General features: G+C 67.2%; 16 protein-coding genes. 10 read left to right on the plus strand and 6 right to left on the minus strand.

The window, feature by feature from the left end; translation table 11 throughout:
• Nucleotides 1–100: 100 nt before the first annotated feature.
• The 5 genes from QQK83_RS02275 to QQK83_RS02295 form a co-directional block, all read right to left on the minus strand.
• Nucleotides 101–1609 (minus strand): sugar ABC transporter ATP-binding protein, encoded by a 1509-nt coding sequence (locus QQK83_RS02275; RefSeq protein WP_284261287.1) that lies wholly within the window; start codon nucleotides 1607–1609, stop codon nucleotides 101–103.
• A complete protein-coding gene (locus QQK83_RS02280; RefSeq protein ID WP_284261289.1) occupies nucleotides 1606–2607 on the minus strand; it encodes an ABC transporter permease in 1002 nt (333 codons plus the stop codon). The genes QQK83_RS02275 and QQK83_RS02280 overlap by 4 nt, the downstream gene beginning before the upstream one ends.
• Before the next feature lie 12 nt (nucleotides 2608–2619).
• Nucleotides 2620–3600: an ABC transporter permease gene (locus tag QQK83_RS02285; RefSeq protein WP_284261291.1), complete on the minus strand. Its 981-nt coding sequence runs from the start codon at nucleotides 3598–3600 to the stop codon at nucleotides 2620–2622.
• 75 nt (nucleotides 3601–3675) lie between these two features.
• Nucleotides 3676–4482 carry an SDR family oxidoreductase gene (locus QQK83_RS02290; RefSeq protein WP_284261293.1) on the minus strand — a complete coding sequence of 269 codons (807 nt, stop codon included), beginning with the start codon at nucleotides 4480–4482 and terminating at the stop codon, nucleotides 3676–3678.
• 83 nt (nucleotides 4483–4565) lie between these two features.
• Nucleotides 4566–5534, minus strand: coding sequence for a sugar ABC transporter substrate-binding protein (locus tag QQK83_RS02295; RefSeq protein ID WP_284261296.1), 969 nt, complete (start codon nucleotides 5532–5534; stop codon nucleotides 4566–4568).
• A 264-nt stretch (nucleotides 5535–5798) separates the two neighbouring features.
• On the opposite strand from QQK83_RS02295, the gene QQK83_RS02300 reads away from it, so the two are divergent.
• The 8 genes from QQK83_RS02300 to QQK83_RS02335 all read left to right on the plus strand — a co-directional run bounded on the left by QQK83_RS02300 (nucleotide 5799) and on the right by QQK83_RS02335 (nucleotide 15428).
• Nucleotides 5799–7568: an ABC transporter substrate-binding protein gene (locus QQK83_RS02300; protein ID WP_284261298.1), complete on the plus strand. Its 1770-nt coding sequence runs from the start codon at nucleotides 5799–5801 to the stop codon at nucleotides 7566–7568.
• Nucleotides 7569–7578: 10 nt separating this feature from the next.
• Nucleotides 7579–8385 (plus strand): SDR family NAD(P)-dependent oxidoreductase, encoded by an 807-nt coding sequence (locus QQK83_RS02305; RefSeq protein ID WP_284261301.1) that lies wholly within the window; start codon nucleotides 7579–7581, stop codon nucleotides 8383–8385.
• 98 nt (nucleotides 8386–8483) lie between these two features.
• Complete coding sequence (locus QQK83_RS02310) at nucleotides 8484–9782, plus strand: M24 family metallopeptidase (protein ID WP_284261304.1); 1299 nt, start codon at nucleotides 8484–8486, stop codon at nucleotides 9780–9782.
• A gap of 51 nt (nucleotides 9783–9833) precedes the next feature.
• Nucleotides 9834–10811, plus strand: coding sequence for a thiamine pyrophosphate-dependent dehydrogenase E1 component subunit alpha (locus tag QQK83_RS02315; protein ID WP_284261307.1), 978 nt, complete (start codon nucleotides 9834–9836; stop codon nucleotides 10809–10811).
• 12 nt (nucleotides 10812–10823) lie between these two features.
• The gene (locus QQK83_RS02320; RefSeq protein ID WP_284261310.1) at nucleotides 10824–11819 is read left to right on the plus strand and encodes an alpha-ketoacid dehydrogenase subunit beta; all 996 of its coding nucleotides are present in this window, start codon (nucleotides 10824–10826) and stop codon (nucleotides 11817–11819) included.
• Nucleotides 11809–13101 (plus strand): biotin/lipoyl-containing protein, encoded by a 1293-nt coding sequence (locus QQK83_RS02325; protein WP_284261313.1) that lies wholly within the window; start codon nucleotides 11809–11811, stop codon nucleotides 13099–13101. The genes QQK83_RS02320 and QQK83_RS02325 overlap by 11 nt, the downstream gene beginning before the upstream one ends.
• Before the next feature lie 16 nt (nucleotides 13102–13117).
• The gene (locus QQK83_RS02330) at nucleotides 13118–14542 is read left to right on the plus strand and encodes an NAD-dependent succinate-semialdehyde dehydrogenase (protein ID WP_284261314.1); all 1425 of its coding nucleotides are present in this window, start codon (nucleotides 13118–13120) and stop codon (nucleotides 14540–14542) included.
• A gap of 10 nt (nucleotides 14543–14552) precedes the next feature.
• A complete protein-coding gene (locus QQK83_RS02335; protein ID WP_284261316.1) occupies nucleotides 14553–15428 on the plus strand; it encodes a 2-oxo acid dehydrogenase subunit E2 in 876 nt (291 codons plus the stop codon).
• Here QQK83_RS02335 and QQK83_RS02340 read toward each other — a convergent pair.
• Nucleotides 15376–16044 (minus strand): TetR/AcrR family transcriptional regulator, encoded by a 669-nt coding sequence (locus tag QQK83_RS02340; protein ID WP_284261318.1) that lies wholly within the window; start codon nucleotides 16042–16044, stop codon nucleotides 15376–15378. The two genes, QQK83_RS02335 and QQK83_RS02340, sit on opposite strands and share 53 nt — an antisense overlap.
• Nucleotides 16045–16147: 103 nt before the next feature.
• Here QQK83_RS02340 and QQK83_RS02345 point away from each other — a divergent pair, with 103 nt between their 5' ends.
• Complete coding sequence (locus tag QQK83_RS02345) at nucleotides 16148–16621, plus strand: abscisic acid-deficient protein Aba4 family protein (protein ID WP_284261320.1); 474 nt, start codon at nucleotides 16148–16150, stop codon at nucleotides 16619–16621.
• Nucleotides 16608–17423 (plus strand): hypothetical protein, encoded by an 816-nt coding sequence (locus QQK83_RS02350; protein WP_284261322.1) that lies wholly within the window; start codon nucleotides 16608–16610, stop codon nucleotides 17421–17423. Before QQK83_RS02345 ends, QQK83_RS02350 begins: the two co-directional genes overlap by 14 nt.
• The last annotated feature ends 17 nt before the right edge of the window (nucleotides 17424–17440 follow it).

Genomic DNA, 17440 nt, shown 5'->3' on the forward strand with positions numbered 1-17440 from the left:
TCGTCAGCAATACGCATGACATAAGTCCGCTTCCCCTCGGGCGTCGGGTTTCCATGCTGCGGTGCCCACAGTCCGCTCCCCGTCCCAAGCGCCCCCCCCCTCACGCCGCACTCCCCTCGATCCCCGAGATCGCCTGGATCAGGCTGTCTTCCGTTACCTCCTCGGCGGTGAACTCGCGCATCACGCGGCCATGATACATGGCGACGATGCGGTCGGAGACGTGCAGCACCTCGGGCATCTCGGATGAGATGACGATCACCGCGTAGCCCTGTTTGGCCAGCTCGCGCAGGAGGTTGTGGATCTCGGACTTGGAGCCGACGTCGATCCCCCGCGTGGGCTCGTCCACGATCAGCACCTCGGGGCGCATCGAGAGCCACTTGCCGATCACGATCTTCTGCTGGTTGCCGCCCGAGAGGTTGCCGACCGTCGTGCGCCAGCTGGGGGACTTGATCTGCAGCCGGTCGCGGTACTGGTCGTAGATCGAGATCTCGGCCCCGTCCGAGACGAAGGGACCGGCGGTCAGGTCGCCGACCTGGGGCAGGGTCATGTTGTCCCGGCAGTTCATGCCGAGCACCAGCCCCTGTTCCTTGCGGCTTTCGGGGACGAGCGAGATGCCCTTTTGAATGGCGTCGATGGGGGAGGTGATGGTCACCTCCTCGCCCTTGAGGAAGATGCGGCCCGCGGTGGGTTTGCGCAGGCCGAAGAGGGTTTCGGCGATCTCGGTCCGGCCCGCGCCGACGAGGCCGTAGAAGCCCAGCACCTCGCCCTCGCGCACCTCGAAGCTGGCGTCCTGGAAGAGGTCGCCGCAGCTGAGGCCCTCGACGCGCAGGGCGACGGGGCCGAGGTCGACGGGCGCGTGGGTGCGGGTGAGGTCGAGGGAGCGGCCGATCATCATGCGGGTGATCTCGTCCTCGTCGGTCTTGGCCGTCTCGAGCGTGCCGCGGTAGGCGCCGTCGCGCAGGACCGAGATGCGGTCGGTGATCTTGAAGATCTCCTCCATCCGGTGAGAGATGTAGATGATGCCGACGCCCTGCGCCCGCAGGTCGGCGATGACGTCGAAGAGGACGGATTTCTCGGCGTCGGTGAGGGAGGCGGTGGGTTCGTCGAAGATGACGGCCTTGGCGTCGACGGTCAGGGCGCGGGCGATCTCGACCATCTGCTGATTGGCGATGGAGAGGTCGCCGACGCGGGTGCGGGCGTTGAAGGAGACCTTGAGCTTTTGCAGGATGGCGTCGGTGCGGGCGTAGAGCGTGGCCCAGTCGACGCGGCCGAAGGATTTGCGGGGCAGCTCGCCGAGGTAGATGTTCTCGGCCACCGAGATTTCCTCGGCGAGGGACAGCTCCTGGTGGATGAACATGACGCCGTTGGCCTTGGCCTCGAGCGGGCCGCGCATGACGGTTTCGCGTTCGTCGATGAAGATGCGGCCTTCCTCGGGCTGGTAGATGCCGCCCAAGACCTTCATCAGGGTGGATTTGCCGGCGCCGTTCTCGCCCATGAGGGCGTGGACCTCGCCGGGCTGGACCGCGAAGCTGACGCCGTCGAGCGCGCGGACGCCGGGGAAGGTCTTGACGATGCCTTCGAGGCGGAGGGCGGGTTTTTGGTCGGTCATACCTTCAACTCCTCTGCGCCCTTGCGGTTCAGCTGCCGGTCGAGGAACAGGACCGCGATCAGGATGATGCCGATGACGAGGTTCACGGTTTCGGTCTGCGCGCCGATGTGGTTGAGGCCGCGGCGCAAAAGCTGGATGGCGATGACGCCGCCGAGCGTGCCGATGATCGAGCCGCGCCCGCCCGCGAGCTTGGTGCCGCCGAGGACCACGGCGGTGATCGCCCAGAGCTCGAAGAGCATGCCGTCATTGGGGTTCACCGAGCCGCTGCCGGAGTAGAAGGCGACGGCGGAGAGCGCGGCGAGAAAGCCGATCAGGACGAAGTTCCAGACCATGTGGGGGCCGACGCGGATGCCGGCGTTGACGGCGGCCTCGCGGTTGTCGCCGATGGCATAGGCGTTGCGGCCGTGGACGGTGCGGGTCATCACCAGCCAGACGATCAGGACGACGGCGAGGAAGACGATGGCGGGGGTCTGAAGGCCGAGGATGTCGGCCTCGGCGAAGTCGACCATGGTCCAGTTGAGGTGATAGGTCGGGTTCTCGCCGTTGTACATGAAGACGAGGCCGCGGTAGCCGAGCATCGCGCCCAGCGTCACGATGAAAGCGTCGACGCCGGTTTTCCAGACGATCATCCCGTTTATCAGGCCCAGAAGGCAGCCGGTGAAGAGGGCGAAGAGCCAGGCGAGCGGGATCGCGCTGTCGCCCATCGCCTCCATGAAGGGCCAGTTCATCGAGTCGAGCATGACGATGCCCGCCAGCGCGTAGGTCGCGCCGACCGAGAGGTCGATGTTGCCGTTGATCATGACGACGGTCATGCCGATGGCGATGATGCCGATGGGGGCCGACTGCTTGAGCAGCAGGAGCATGCTGTCGAGGTCCATGAAGGCGCTGTCCGACAGCGACCACCAGCGGCCGGCCACCTCGAAGAAGACGAGCTGGAACAGGATGAAGGCCCAGATCGCGCCGTTGTTGACCAGTTTCTTGAGCGTGTCGTTCTGCATGGGTCCCACTCCTCAGGCGATCGGCGACCAGAGCTTTCCGCGCTTGGTGGCGATGTCGAGCCAGACGGCGAGGATGATGATGATCCAGGTCACGACGAACTGGACGTAGAATTCGAGACCGGCCAGAAGCAGGCCGTTCTGGATGAAGCCGAGGATCAGCACGCCGATCACGGTCTTGAAGATCGTGCCCGATCCGCCCAGCAGCGAGGCACCGCCGAGGATGACGGCGGCGAGAACCTCCAGCTCGAGGCCCTGACCGACGGTGTTCTGCGCGCCCATGGTGCGGCTGGCCTGGATCAGCCCCGCGGTGGCGACGCAGAAGGCCGAGATGAGGTAGGTGATGAACACCACCCGCGCCCGCGGGATGCCCGAGAAGGTGGCCGCGGTGCCGTTTCCGCCGACGGCATAGACCTTGCGCCCGAAGGGCGTCTTGGCCAGCAGGATGCCGAGCAGGGCGGCGAGGCCGATGAAGATCAGCACCGGGATCGGGATGCCGAGCGCCGAGCCTCGGCCGAAGACGCCGAACCATGTCTCGGACTGGTTGGCGATATCCATGTTCTGACCGCCGGACCATGTCAGCGTCAGGCCGTGGATGGCCGAGAGCATGCCAAGGGTCACGATCAGGGAATTGAGCCTGAGATAGCCGATCAGGAAGCCGTTGATCGCGCCGAGACAGAGGGTGAGGGCGAACATGGCGGGAATGGCGAGCGCCGGGCCGAAGGCCGGGTTCTCGTGCAGGTCCAGCACCACGATGGCCGAGAAGGAGAGCATCGAGCCGACCGAGAGGTCGAGGTTGCCGCCGATCACGACAAAGGTGACACCCAGCGCCATGACGCCGAGGATCGCCGAAGAGCGGATCACCCCGAAGATGTTGTCGGGGTCGATGAAGCGCGGGTTCCAGAGGGCGAAGCCCACCATGAACAGGATGAAGGCGACAAGGATGCCTTGCCGCGCAAGAATGCCGCCGATGGATTTCATGGCAGTATCGGCCATGCCGGTTCCCTCCCCCTCTTGGCGCAGGTCTTGCGCCCCTCCTGTCTTCTCGCGCCGCCTCCTCCGGGGCGCGTGTCAGACCAATGTCATGCCGCCGTCGATCATCACGATCTGCCCCGTCATGTAGTCGCTGGCGCGCGAGGCGAGGAAGGTCGTCGTGCCGGTGATGTCCTCGGGGCGCGCGACGCGGCCCTTGAGGATCTCGGACGAGAATTCCTCCATCGCCTGACCGGGCCGCTCGGCGGCGCCGATGTCCATGAGGTCGCGGTCGACCTGTTCCCACATCTCGGTGGCCACGACCCCCGGCGCGAAGCCGGTGACGGTGATGTCATGCTTGGCGAGATCCCTCGCCCCGGACTGGGTCAGGCTGACCACGGCCCATTTCGAAGCGCAATAGGGCGCGACATTGTCGAAACCCTGCCGCGAGGCGATGGAGGCGGTGTTGACGATCTTGCCGCCGCCGCCCTGCGCGATCATCTGGCGGGCGGCCTCCTGCATGCCGATGAGGCAGCCGAGGCCGTTGATATCCATGATGAAGGACCAGTTTTCCTCGGTCACGTCCATGAAATTCATCGGCTTGTTGACGCCCGCGTTGTTGAACATCACGTCAAGCCTGCCGAAGGCGGCGACGGTCTGTTCGATCATCGCGCGGGTCTGGGCGCGGTCGCGGACATCGACGCCCGCGGAGATCACGTTGTCGGGGTTCACACCGGGGCGGGTGCGGTTCGCCGCGGCGACCTGTTCCGCCTGGTCGGCGTTCAGGTCGGCGATGCAGACCCTTGCGCCTTCGTCGAGCAGCGCCTCGGCGATGGCGCGTCCAATTCCGCGTGCGGCACCGGTGACGATGCAGACGCGCCCCTCAACTCCACGAGGTTCGGCCACGGTATCCCCCTGTCCGTCTTCTTGTTGTGCTGGATGGAACGGGGGCCGACCGCCAAGGGCCGGCCCCCATCCGGGGAGGGAGATCAGAACACCGGGCGGGTGAACTCGCCCATGTTCTCCTGCGTGATCTTCGGCGTGTCGAAGTAGTTCAGGAAGGGAACCTCTTCGCCTGCGAGCACGTCGAGGGCGGTCTGCAGCGCGGCCTCGGCGTCATCGACGGGCGACTGGTAGATCGAGCCCCAGTATTCGCCACGCTCCATCGCGTCGTAGCCGACGGCGAAGTTGGTGGCGCCGACGAAAGTGATGCCTTCGGCGCGGCCTGCGGCCAGCGCCGCGTTCAGCGCGCCGACGCCCATGTTGTCGTCGCCGGAATAGACGCCGTCGATGTCGTCATACTGGACAAGGAAGGCCTCCATCACGCGCTGGCTGTCTTCGCGGTTCCAGTTGCCGGGCTGGCTGTCGACGAGGGTAACGTTCGGGCAGACCTCCGGCAGGCGCTGCTGGAAGCCCTCGCTGCGCTCGATGGCGGTGGTGTAGCCGGGCTGGCCAGTGATCTCGACCACACGGGCCTCGTTCTCGATGCCGAGCTCGGTGAAGCGGTCGCACATGATCTCGGCCGAGCGGGCACCCTGCGTGACGTTGTCGGGGCCCGAGAAGGAGGTGACGAAGTCGAAGCCGTCCTCGGCAATGTTCGAGTTGGTGATGACGACCGGGATCTCGGCCTGGAAGGCCTCGCGCACGGCGGGGATCACGGCCTGACCGTTGGTCGGCCAGATGATCATCGCGTCGACCTCCTGCTGGATGAGGTCCTGGATCTGCGCGATCTGGCGGGCGACGTCGCCGCCGGCGTCAAGGACGACGACCTCGACATCGGGGTTGGCTTCGGCGGCCGCGATGAAGGCCTGTTCGTAGGTCGTCTGGTAGCTGTCGACGCCCACGTTGTTCTGCGTGATGCCGATGGTGACGGAGCCGTGCGCATCGGCGAAGGCCATGCCGCCCGAGGCGATCAGGGCCGTGGTGCAGGCAAGCGTCAGCTTCTTGGAGTTGGTCATGTCTTTCCTCCCGGTGTGTGTCTCGTGATTGCAGCTGTCCTCTCAGCCCGGGAATCGCCCCGGTGCAATCTGCATCCATCCAGCGCGGAAACGGCGCGGATCGGATGGCCCTAATCCATCCATAATGGACATAATGATATCCGTAATGGATATTTTGGCACATGCCAGATCGGCTCCAATTTGAACATTTCGAGAGGGTCACAGATGACACACCGCCCGAACCGCCGCCCGAACCGGGCAAACGGGCCCAGCATACCCGGACCCATGAATAGCCAGCCTGCCGAAAACATCCGATATGGACAAGCCGCGCCCCCCGCCGGGCGGCTGTCCTCGGGCGTGGCCGAGGCCGAGCTGGAACGGGTGGTGGATTTCCTCGGCGACCTGTCGGTCGAGCTGGACAGCTCGCTCGAGCCGACGACGCCGAACCCGCATCTCAACATGATCCTTCACCTTCTGCGCGGGCACATCGAGGGGCGGCTGGTCTCGGCCTCGTCGATGGCGGCGGCCTCGGGGGTGCCCTATGCGACGGCGATGCGCAAGCTCGCCGAGGTGCAGGGGGCGGGCCTGGTGGAGCAGCGGCCGCGGACGAAATCGGGGCGGAGTTTCTCGCTTCACCCGAGTGCGGCGCTGCTGGACCGGTTCAGCCAGCTGGCCAGCCGGATCGGTCGCATCGCGCGGACCAGCTTCGATCCGGCCGCCGAGGGCGCGACCGAGGATTATTTCTACGGCGGCTCCTACGTGCCGGGGCAGGCGGTCATCGCGCCGCCGCGGGCGCTGCTGTCGCCGCTGAAGCTGGCGGGGGGCTTGCGCATCCTGGTGCATGGCGACCCGACCTTCATGGTGATGGAGACGCTGAAGCGCCAGTTCGAGACGATGGTGGGCACGGATATCCACCAACGGGCCTTTTCCATCGACCGGCTGCGGCAGGAAGCCCTGCGCAACGCCGAGCGCAAGCGCAGCGCCTATGACCTGATCGCGGTGGACCTGCCGTGGATCGGCGAGTTCGTGGAAAAGGGCGTGATTCGCCCTCTGACCGAGGTGATGGACACCGAGCGGCTGGACCCCGGCGATTTCCACACCGCGGGCTGGCGCGCGACCCATTGGGAGGGCGTGCCCTACGGCGTGCCGAGCCAGACCACGCCCGAGCTGATGTTCTACCGCCGCGACTGGTTCGCGCGGGAGGGGCTGGAGCCGCCCGCGACCCATGCGCAGGTGATCGCCGCCGCGCGCCATTTCCACGACCCGCGCAGCGGGCGCTACGGGGTGGCGTGGAACGCGGCGCGGGGCACGGCGCTGGGCCATACCTTCATGATGACCTGCGCGGCCTTCGGCCAGCCGATCATCGAGCTACCCGAGGTGGCGGGCGGCTACGACGCAGATCACCTGGGCGGACGGCAGGTGCCCACGCTGGACACGCCGCGCGCGCTGGAGGCGGCGGAATACCTGATGGAGCTTCTGGAGTATTCGCCGCCCGACATCCTGTCGATGTCCTGGTACGAGCGGGTGCGCCCCTATGCGGCGGGCAAGGTGGCGATGGCCTATGGCTACACTCTGCTGGCGCCGTATTTCGAGCTGGACGCGAGTTGCCCCGCCCATGGCAACACCGGCTACCTGCCGCATCCGCACGGACCCGAGGGCGTGCCGATCGCGCCCGTGGGGGGCTATGCGCTGTGCATTCCGGCGAACCTTGCGCCCGAGCGGGTGGCGGATGCCGCCGAGGCGCTGATCGCCTTCACCTCGCCCGCGGCGCAGAAGCTCTACGTGCAGAACGGCAGCCGCACCGCGCCGCGCTATTCGGTCGGGGCCGACCCCGAGGTGCGCCGCCTGTCGCCGATCTTCGAGACGGTGGACCAGATGTCCTGGCGCGACGAGCTGCAATTCTGGCCGCGCCCGCCGATCCCGCAGATCTCGGACGTGATCGAGCTGTGCGGAACCGAGCTGCACGACATGCTGCGCGGCCTTGTCACCCCGCGCGCCGCACTCGCCCGCGTGCAGGCCGGTGCCGAGAAAATCCTGTCAGATCCAGTTCATTAGGGAGGAACACATGGACCCCGAACGCCTCAAAGGGAAAAACATCCTGATCACCGGTGCCGCCCGCGGCATGGGGGCCGCCAATGCCGAGGCCTTTGCAGCCCAGGGCGCGAACGTGACGCTCGGCGACCTCGACGAGGGCGCGGCGCAGGAGGTGGCCGACCGCATCAACGCCGCCGGCAACGGCCGCGCGATTGCCGTTCGGATGGATGTGACCAAGCGCGCCGACAATGCCGCCGCCGTCGCCGCCACGGTCGAGGCGTTCGGGTCGATCAACGTGGGTCTGTTCAACGCGGGCCTGAACAAGCCCCGGTTCTTCATGGATATCGATGAAGACAACTGGGACATGATCATGAACGTCAACACCAAGGCCATGTGGCTGGGCATGCAGGAGACCGCGCGCCAGATGATCGCGCAGGGCCCGCAGGAACGGCCCTACAAGCTGATCAACGTGGGGTCCATCGCCAGCCGCAAGCCGTTGGTGGACGTGACGGTTTATTGCACCTCGAAATACGGCTGTCTTGCGCTGACCGAATGCGGCGCGCTGGGGCTGGCCGAGCACAACATCACCGTCAACGGCTATGCGCCGGGCGTCGTGGTCACGCCCTTGTGGGAGCAGCTGGACAAGGACCTTGTCGAGATCGGCTTCAAGGAGCGCGAGGGGCAGGCGTATGACGACATCGTCGAGAACAACCTTGTCATCAAGCGCGTCTCCTATCCCGAGGACATCACCGGGACGGCGTCCTTCCTCGCGTCGAACGACAGCGACTACATGACCGGGCAGATGATCTCGATCGACGGTGGCTGGGTCACGAAGTGACCGGCGCACGCCCGTAGGGTGGGCAATCCTGCCCACCGCTCCCCCCTTTTCGTCAACGCAAGGCGGCCGCAGGTGCCGCCCTACCGGAGGTTTTCCCGATGACCCGTGCCCTGATGCCCAACATGCTGACCCCGCAGGACCTCGAGCCCAACTGGGAGTGGCGCGACCGCCTTCCGGCCTGGGGGCACAGTTCCGTCGATTTCGAGCGCCGCGTCGACCATGACCGGCTGCGCCGCTACCGCCTTGCCCGCACGCGGCAGGCGCTACAGGCGTCGAACGCGGGGTCGCTGCTGCTGTTCGACGTGAACAACATCCGCTACGTCTCGGCCACGAAGATCGGCGAATGGGAGCGGGACAAGATGTGCCGCTTCTGCCTACTGACGGGCGACGACTCTCCCTACGTCTGGGATTTCGGCTCGGCCGCGGTGCATCACCAGCGCTATTCCGACTGGCTGGAGCCGGATCATTGCCTTGCCGGCGTCGTCGGCATGCGCGGCACCATCCCGCCCGAGTTCGGGCTGATGAAGAAATACGCCAAGATGATCGCGCAGCTGATCAAGGACGCGGGCATGGCCGACATGCCGGTGGGCGTGGATTACGCGGAAACCGCGATGTTCCACGCGCTGCAGGAGGAAGGGATCAAGGTCGTGGATGGCCAGCAGATCATGCTGGGCGCGCGCGAGATCAAGAACTGGGACGAGATCCAGCTGCTGACGCAGGCGGCCTCCATGGTCGATGGCGTCTACCACATGATCTACGAGGAGCTGAAGCCGGGCGTGCGCGAGAACGACATCGTGGCGCTCTCGAACAAGCTGCTCTACGAGATGGGGTCGGATGACGTCGAGGCGATCAACGCCATTTCCGGCGAGCGCTGCAACCCGCATCCGCACAACTTCACCGACCGGCTGATCCGGCCCGGCGACCAGTGCTTCTTCGACATCCTGCAGTCCTATCAGGGCTATCGCACCTGTTACTACCGCACGTTCAACGTGGGCCGCGCGACGCCCGCGCAGAATGACGCTTACGTCAAGGCGCGGGAGTGGATCGACGCCTCGATCGCCATGATCAAGCCCGGTGTCACCACCGACAAGGTGGCCGAGGTCTGGCCGACGGCTGAGTCGCTCGGCTTTCCGAACGAGGACGCGGCATTCGGGTTGCAGTTCGGGCACGGGCTGGGGCTGGCGCTGCATGAGCGGCCGATCATCTCTCGGGCGGTCAGCCTCGATCACCCGATGGAGATCCAGACGGGGATGGTCTTCGCCTTGGAGACCTACTGCCCGGCGGCCGACGGCTATTCGGCGGCGCGGATCGAGGAAGAGGTGGTCGTGACCGAGACCGGCTGCGAGGTCATCAGCCTTTTCCCGGCGGAAGAGCTGCCCATCGCCAACCGTTATTGACGCGACGCGGGCCGGGCTTCGGCCCGGCATCGCCGCACAAGGGACACCGACATGGCCAAAGCCAAGACCAACACCGAAGACTACCTGCGGATGTATCGCCAGATGGTGCGCATCCGCACCTTCGAGGACAACGCCAATCAGCTCTACCTTTCGGCCAAGATGCCGGGGCTGACGCATATGTATTCCGGCGAGGAAGCCGTCGCCGTCGGCATCTGCGAGGCGCTGACGGATGACGACCGCATCACCTCGACCCACCGCGGGCACGGGCATTGCGTGGCCAAGGGCGCCGAGTTCAAGGAGATGTTCTGCGAGCTTCTGGGCAAGGCCGAGGGCTATTGCCGGGGCAAGGGCGGGTCGATGCATATCGCCGACCAGAGCCACGGGAACCTTGGGGCGAACGCCATCGTCGGCGGCTCGATGGGGATCGCCACGGGGTCTGCCTTGCGCGCGAAGCTGCAGGGCAAGGATGACGTCACCGTCTGTTTCTTCGGCGACGGGGCGACGGCGCAGGGGCTGTGGTACGAGGTCATGAACATGGCAGCGCTGTGGAACCTGCCGGTGATCTACGCCTGCGAGAACAATGGCTATTCGGAATACACCAAGACCGAAGAGATCGCGGCGGGCTCGATCATGGCGCGGGCCGAGGCCTTCGGCATCGAGGCCCACCAGGTCGACGGGCAGGACGTGCTGGCCGTGAACGAGCTGACGCAAAAGCTGGTGGCGCGGGCGCGGAAGGGTGAGGGCCCGTTCTTCATGGAGCTGATGACCTACCGCTACCACGGGCACCACGTGGGCGACATCAACCGCGCCTATTACCGCTCGAAGGAGGAAGAGACCGACTGGAAAGACAACCGCGACCCGATCATCCGGTTCCGGGCCTTCCTCGTCGAGCAGGGGATCGCGACCGAGGAGGAGATCGAGGCGATGAACGCCGAGATCGAGAAGGATGCGACCGAGGCCGTGGCCTATGCCGAGAAGGCCCCATACCCGCCGGCCCACGAGGTCGACATGCATGTCTTCGCGGACTGAGGAGGAGCGACGATGAGAGAGATCACCCTGTCCCAGGCCGTGAACGAGGCGCTTGCCGAGGAAATGCGGCGCGACCCCACGGTCTTCATCCTGGGCGAGGACGTGGCCGAGGCGGGCACGCCGTTCAAGGTGCTGTCCGGTCTTGTAGAAGAATTCGGCACCGATCGCGTGATCGACACGCCGATTTCCGAGCCGGGGTTCGTCGGTCTTGCCGTGGGTGCCGCGATGACCGGAGCGCGGCCCGTCGTCGACCTGATGTTCGGCGATTTCATCTACCTGGTGATGGACCAGCTCTGCAACCAGGCGGCCAAGCAGCATTACATGTCGGGCGGCAAACTGACCGTGCCGATGGTGCTGCGCACCAACCTTGGCGCGACGCGGCGCTCGGCGGCGCAGCACTCGCAATCGCTGCAGGCGCTGGTGGCGCATATTCCGGGGCTGAAGGTGGCGCTGCCCTCCTCGGCCTACGAGGCGAAGGGGCTGATGAAGACGGCGATCCGGGACAACAACCCGGTCGTGATCTTCGAAGACAAGCTGATGTACCAGGACAAGGCCCCGGTCCCGGAAGAGGAATACCTGATCCCCTTCGGCGAGGCCAACGTGAAGCGCGAGGGGCGCGATATCACGCTGATCGCCACCTCCTCGATGGTGCAGGTGGCCGAAAAGGCGGCGGAGCTTCTTGCACAAGAAGGCATCGAGGCCGAGGTGATCGACCCGCGGACGATCGTGCCGCTGGACGAGAAGACGCTTCTGGACAGCGTGAAAAAGACGAGCCGCGCCATCGTCATCGACGAGGGGCACCAAAGCTACGGGGTGACCGCCGAGATCGCCTCGCGTCTCAATGAAAAGGCGTTCTATCACCTCGATGCACCCGTCTTGCGGATGGGAGCGATGGACGTGCCGGTGCCGTTCAGCCCGGCGCTCGAGGACCTGACCGTGCCGACGCCCGAGGGCGTGGTCGAGAACGCCCGCAAGCTCTGCGCGGGGGAGCTTATCCATGCCGCATGACGTGACCATGCCCCAGCTCGGCATGGCGCAGGACGCAGGCAAGATCGTGTCCTGGCTCAAATCGCCCGGCGATGCCGTGTCGAAGGGCGATGCGCTGTTCGAGGTGGAGACTGACAAGGCCACGATGGAGGTCGAGGCGCAGGCCGACGGTTTCCTGACCGGCGTGAGTGCCGCCGAGGGCGATGACGTGCCGGTGGGGCAGGTGATCGCGCGGATATCCGACAGTGCCGAGGATGACGACGCGCCCGAGGCGGCGGAACCTGCGCCTGCGCCTGCCGCGAGCGGCGCGGGCGACCTGCCCGAGGGGCATCGTGTGACCATGCCGCAGCTGGGCATGGCACAGGACAGCGGGCTGCTGGTCACCTGGCTGAAAGCGCCGGGCGACGAGGTGGCGGTCGAGGATGTGCTCTTCGAGGTCGAGACCGACAAGAGCACGATGGAGGTGGAGGCCGGCCGCAAGGGCTGGCTGGCCGCGACGCTTGCCGAGGCGGGCGAAGAGGTGCCGGTGGGCCAGCCGGTCGCTATCATCTCGGACGCCAAGCCGGATGCGCCGGTCGCGCGGTCGGTGAAGGACGGTGCGGCGAAGCCCGCAGCGGCCGAGGCTCAGGGACAGGCGGAGCCTGCGCCCGCGCAGCCCACTGCGCCGAAGCCAGCCGCGCCGGTGGCGGCGGGCGGGCGTATCCTTGCCTCGCCCAAGGCGCGGCGGCTGGCGCTGGAGCAGGGGCTGGACCTTGGCCGATTGGCCGAGGCGGGGCATCCGCAGCCGTTCCATGTCGCGGACCTCGAGGTTCTGCGCGCGATGCCGGAGCGCGGCGCATCGGTCGCCCCGGCCGTGGCTGCCGCCGCGCGGCGGTTGACGGCACGGGCCGCCGAGGACGGCGTCGCGGGCTTCGCCGACTGGGCCGAGGCGCAGGGGCTGACCCGCGACGCGGTGCTGGCCGGGCTTGCGGGGGCAAGCCTTGGGCGGGACGGCGCGGTCGTGGTTGCCGTGGAACGGTTCGGTGCCGTGACTGTCTTTGACGTGCCGCAGGGCCGCGCACTGTCGGGGGTGACACCCAGCGAAGACGCGCCCGATCTGCTGGTCCGCGACCTGCGCGGCACTCGGCTGGCCAGTGTCGAGATGGGTGCCGAGGACGTGCCGGTGCTGACCGTCACCGCCGAGGGGGACGGCCTGTCGATCACGCTGGAATGCGCCGCGGGCCAGTTGGACGGCCCAGAGGCGATCCGGCTTCTTTCCGAATTCGCGGGACGGGTGGAGCAGCCGCTCCGCCACCTGCTCTGACAAGGGGGTCCGAGGGATGGACTACACCGATCTTTATATCGACGGCGACTGGGTGACGACCGAGGAGCGGTTCGACGTCATCAACCCGGCGACGGAAGAGGTCTTGGCCTCGGTCGCCTCGGCGGAGATTGCGCATGCCGATGCGGCGCTGGACGCGGCGGAACGCGCGATGGCCGACTGGGCCGCGCGCACGCCGCGGGACCGGTCCGAGGTGCTGCGGAAGGCCTGGGAGCTGATGACCGCGCGGCTCGATCATTTCGCGCATCTGATCACGCTGGAGAACGGCAAGGCGGGCACGGATGCCAAGGGCGAGGCGACCTATGCCGCCGAGTTCTTCCGCTGGTTCGCGGAAGAAGCCGTGCGCGCCGACGGGCTGATCACGCGAGCGCCCGCAAGCGGCGCGCGGATCGTCGTGCAGCACAAGCCCGCGGGGCTGGCCGTGCTGGTCACACCGTGGAATTACCCCGCGGCCATGGGCACGCGGAAGATCGCGCCGGCGCTGGCGGCGGGCTGTGGCGTCATCATCAAGCCGGCGTCGGAGACGCCCTTGACCATGCTGGCGCTGATGCCGCTTCTGGAAGAGGCGGGGGTGCCGAAGGGGTTGGTCAACGTGCTGCCGTCGAAGCGGACGGGGGCGCTGGTCGATCACATGCTGCATGACCCGCGGGTGCGGGTGGTGAGTTTCACCGGCTCCACCGGGGTGGGGCGCAAGCTGCTGAAATCCGCCGCCGACCAGGTGCTGAAACCGGCGATGGAGCTGGGCGGGAACGCGCCCGTGCTGGTGCTGAAGGATGCCGACATGGACACGGCCATCGACGGCACCATGCTGGCCAAGATGCGCAACCTTGGCGAGGCCTGCACGGCGGCGAACCGGATCTACGTGCATGAGAGCATCGCGGAGAAATTTACCGCGCGGCTGTCGGAACGGATGAGCGCGCTGAAGGTCGGCGATGGGACCGACCCGTCGGTCGATGTCGGCCCGCTGGTGAACGCGCAGACGCGCGACAAGGTGGCCGAGTTCGTCGCGGACGCGCTGGCCAAGGGGGCCAAGCTGGAATGTGGCGGCGTGGTGCCGAACGGCAAGGGGTTCTTCTACCCGCCCACCGTCATCTCGAACGTGCCGGAAACGGCGGAGTGCGTGCATGACGAGATCTTCGGCCCGGTGGCCGCGATCCAGACCTTTTCCGATGAAGAGGATGCCATCCGGCGGGCGAACGACACGGAATACGGGCTGGTGGCCTATGTCTTCAGCGCCGATTTCAAGCGCGCGATGCAGGTCTGCGAGCGGCTGGATTACGGGATGGTGGGCCTGAACCGCGGTTTGGTCAGCGACCCCGCCGCGCCGTTCGGCGGGACCAAGCAATCGGGCCTTGGCCGCGAAGGCGGGCACGAGGGGATGCTGGAGTTCATGGAAACGCAATACATCTCGGCGGATTGGTGAGGGCAGGGCGATGAGCGAGATCACGGCAAGCCCCTCGACCCGGAAGCTGGCGCTGGAAAAGGGCGTGGACCTGGAGGCGCAAGCGAAGAAGCTGGGCCGCCGGACGATCGGGCCCGAGGACCTGGAGAGCGGCGGGGCGGCGGCCCCGACCGGCGACACCTCCTATTGGGCGGTGGATCACGCCGCCCATGGCCCGGTGACCGAGGAACCGATGAGCCGCTTCGCGCAGGTGGCCGCGCGCAACCTTGCCGCGGCGCAGGCGCTGATCCCGGCGGTGACGCATCACGACCGCGCCGATGTCTCGGGCATCGAGGCGTTGCGCAAGGCGTGGAAGGACGAGGCCGCCGCGCGCGGCGTGAAGCTGACGGCGCTGGCCTTTCACGTCGCCGCATTGGCGCGCTGTTTGCGCGCCTTTCCGCGTTTCAACGCCTCGCTTTCGGCGGATGGGACGCGGCTGATCCTGAAGGAGTACGTGCATGTCGGCATCGCGGTGGACACCGCGCATGGGCTGATGGTGCCGGTGATCCGCAACGCGGACCGCAAGGGGCTATGGGCCATCGCGGCGGAGATCGCGGACCTTGCCGCGCGGGCGCAGGCGCGCAAGATCGGACCGGACGAGATGGGCGGCGCCTCGATGACGATCACCAACCTGGGCGGCATCGGCGGCACGGCCTTCACCCCCATCGTGAACCCGCCCGAGGTGGCGATCCTCGGCATCACGCGGACCGAGACCGTGACGGTCTGGGAGGGCGACGTGGCCCGCCCCGTGCCGATGGTGCCGCTGGACCTGTCCTATGACCACCGGGTCATCAACGGCGCGGATGCGGCGCGGTTCATGACGGCCTACGCGGGGCTGATCGCGGACCCGCGTCGGATGATGATCTGAGCGGGTCCGTCGCGGTCCCGCCCTCGCGGTAGCCGAACCCCGGCATGAGGTTGGAGGCCGCGAAGGGCGGCCCGCCGTCCTCGGCGCGGGCGATCTGCCCCTCGATCAGCAACATGGCGTAGCCATGCACCATGCTCCAGAGCATCCACTCGGTGCGCCACGGCGCGCCGGGGGCGTCGGCCTTGTCCCAGTCGAGACCGGAGGCGATGCCGCGCAGAACCTCGTAGCTGGCCCATGACGCGGCCTGAAGCTCGGGGTCGTCGTGGTTGCAGAGCGCCTTGGAGAACATCAGGCGGAACAGCTCGGGATGGGCCAGCGCGAAGCGCAGGTAGCCGTCGCAGGCCGCGTGCAGGCGCGCGGTGCCGGGCGGTTCGCCCTCGACCCCGCGGCGCATCTCGGCGGCGTGGCGGCGAAAGCCTTCGGCGGCGATTGCGGTCAGAAGGCCGCGCAGCCCGTCGAAGTGATTCTTCGGCGCGGTGTGGCTGACGCCCACGCGGGCCGCGATGGCGCGGAGCGACAGCGCCTCGAGCCCGGTTTCCTCGAGCAGCTCCAGCCCGGCCGCGATAAGCGCCGGTTTCAGATCACCGTGATGGTAGGTTTTCCGCTTTTTGGTCAATGGCTTCGGCCTTTCATATTTCCAATGTAAATTTTTCTGCTGGACTTTGCAAGGGAACTGCGCACATGAATTACCAGTGGAAATTTACAGTGGAGATATAACGATGACTCCCGAAGACATCTTCTCGCTGGCCGGGGCGGCGGCGGGGCTGGGTTGGGCGCTGCTTGTGCTTGGCCCGCGCCGCTTCGGCTGGCTGAACGCGGTGCCGCTCTGGATTGTCCCGGCGGGGCTGTCGCTGGTCTATGCGCTGCTGGTCCTGAGCCGGTTCTCCGGCACCGGCGGCGGCTTCGACAGCCTCGCCTCGGTCGCGGTGCTGTTGTCGGATGACTGGGCGCTTCTGGCGGGCTGGGTGCATTACCTGGCCTTTGACCTCTTCGTGGGCGCGGTGATGGCGGCGCGGATGGACCGGGCGGGCGTGGGGCGCGTGGTGCAGGCCCCGATCCTGATCTCGATCTTCATGCTGGGGCCGCTGGGCTTCCTGATCGCCGCCCTGACCGAGGGGGGGCTGCGGGCCCGCCTGATCCCGACGCAGACGCAGACCCTTGCCCTGAAAGGAGCCACCCATGTCGCTGCTTGATGCAAACCCGCCCGCGCAGGGTGCCGGGGCGCCGTCGCCCTTTCATGTCCTGACCGTGGTCTCGGCGGTTCTGCTGGCCCTGACGGTCGGCTGGGCCATGGTCGATGCGCGGCTGATCGCGGGTGTGCCGGTCTGGCTGAAGCCGCTGAAATTCGCGCTGAGTTTCGTGGTCCTGTTCTGGACCATGGCGCTGGTCGAGGCGCGGCTGTCGCCGGGCTGGCGCGAGGGCTGGACGCTGCGCGTCACGGGATGGGCGATGGCGGCGGCCTTCCTGTCGGAAATGGCCTACATGATCCACCAGGCGGCGCGGGCCGAGGCGTCGCATTTCAACCTGTCGACCCCGTTTCACGAGGCGATGTATCTGCTGATGGGCGCAGGCGCGGTGACCCTGATCGCGGGCGTGGCCGTGATGGGCGTGGTCGTGCGGCGCGACGCTGCCGCGGCGATGGGGCCGGGCCTGCGGGAAGGGGTCTGGCTGGGCTTCATGGCCAGTTTCGTGCTGACCTTCATCGTCGCGGGCTACCTGAGCGGCACGGGCGGGCCTTTCGTGGGCGTCCATCCCGAAGGCGCGCCAGTGCTGCCCTTGATGGGCTGGTCGGGGGTGACGGGCGATCTGCGCCCGGCGCATTTCGCGGCGCTCCATGCGATGCAGGCGCTGCCGCTGCTGGGGCTTTGGCTGGACCGGCGCGGCGCGGCCTCGGCGGTGCGGTTCGTGCGGATCGGGGCGGCGGCCCATGCCGCGCTGACGCTGGGGCTGTTCGTGCAGGCGTTGATGGGGGTGCCGCTCATTCCGTTGGGGTGAGCGGGGCCCGGACAAGC

It is taken from the genome of Roseicyclus amphidinii (assembly GCF_030163755.1).
Lineage (GTDB): Bacteria > Pseudomonadota > Alphaproteobacteria > Rhodobacterales > Rhodobacteraceae > Roseicyclus > Roseicyclus amphidinii.

What these genes read in the sequence shown, in the direction of transcription:
- QQK83_RS02275 (WP_284261287.1), bottom strand. Translation starts at nt 1,609, where the DNA reads ATGACCGACCAAAAACCCGCCCTCCGCCTCGAAGGCATCGTCAAGACC.
- QQK83_RS02280 (WP_284261289.1), bottom strand. Translation starts at nt 2,607, where the DNA reads ATGCAGAACGACACGCTCAAGAAACTGGTCAACAACGGCGCGATCTGG.
- QQK83_RS02285 (WP_284261291.1), bottom strand. Translation starts at nt 3,600, where the DNA reads ATGGCCGATACTGCCATGAAATCCATCGGCGGCATTCTTGCGCGGCAA.
- QQK83_RS02295 (WP_284261296.1), bottom strand. Translation starts at nt 5,534, where the DNA reads ATGACCAACTCCAAGAAGCTGACGCTTGCCTGCACCACGGCCCTGATC.
- QQK83_RS02300 (WP_284261298.1), top strand. Translation starts at nt 5,799, where the DNA reads ATGAATAGCCAGCCTGCCGAAAACATCCGATATGGACAAGCCGCGCCC.
- QQK83_RS02305 (WP_284261301.1), top strand. Translation starts at nt 7,579, where the DNA reads ATGGACCCCGAACGCCTCAAAGGGAAAAACATCCTGATCACCGGTGCC.
- QQK83_RS02310 (WP_284261304.1), top strand. Translation starts at nt 8,484, where the DNA reads ATGACCCGTGCCCTGATGCCCAACATGCTGACCCCGCAGGACCTCGAG.
- QQK83_RS02315 (WP_284261307.1), top strand. Translation starts at nt 9,834, where the DNA reads ATGGCCAAAGCCAAGACCAACACCGAAGACTACCTGCGGATGTATCGC.
- QQK83_RS02320 (WP_284261310.1), top strand. Translation starts at nt 10,824, where the DNA reads ATGAGAGAGATCACCCTGTCCCAGGCCGTGAACGAGGCGCTTGCCGAG.
- QQK83_RS02325 (WP_284261313.1), top strand. Translation starts at nt 11,809, where the DNA reads ATGCCGCATGACGTGACCATGCCCCAGCTCGGCATGGCGCAGGACGCA.
- QQK83_RS02330 (WP_284261314.1), top strand. Translation starts at nt 13,118, where the DNA reads ATGGACTACACCGATCTTTATATCGACGGCGACTGGGTGACGACCGAG.
- QQK83_RS02335 (WP_284261316.1), top strand. Translation starts at nt 14,553, where the DNA reads ATGAGCGAGATCACGGCAAGCCCCTCGACCCGGAAGCTGGCGCTGGAA.
- QQK83_RS02345 (WP_284261320.1), top strand. Translation starts at nt 16,148, where the DNA reads ATGACTCCCGAAGACATCTTCTCGCTGGCCGGGGCGGCGGCGGGGCTG.
- QQK83_RS02350 (WP_284261322.1), top strand. Translation starts at nt 16,608, where the DNA reads ATGTCGCTGCTTGATGCAAACCCGCCCGCGCAGGGTGCCGGGGCGCCG.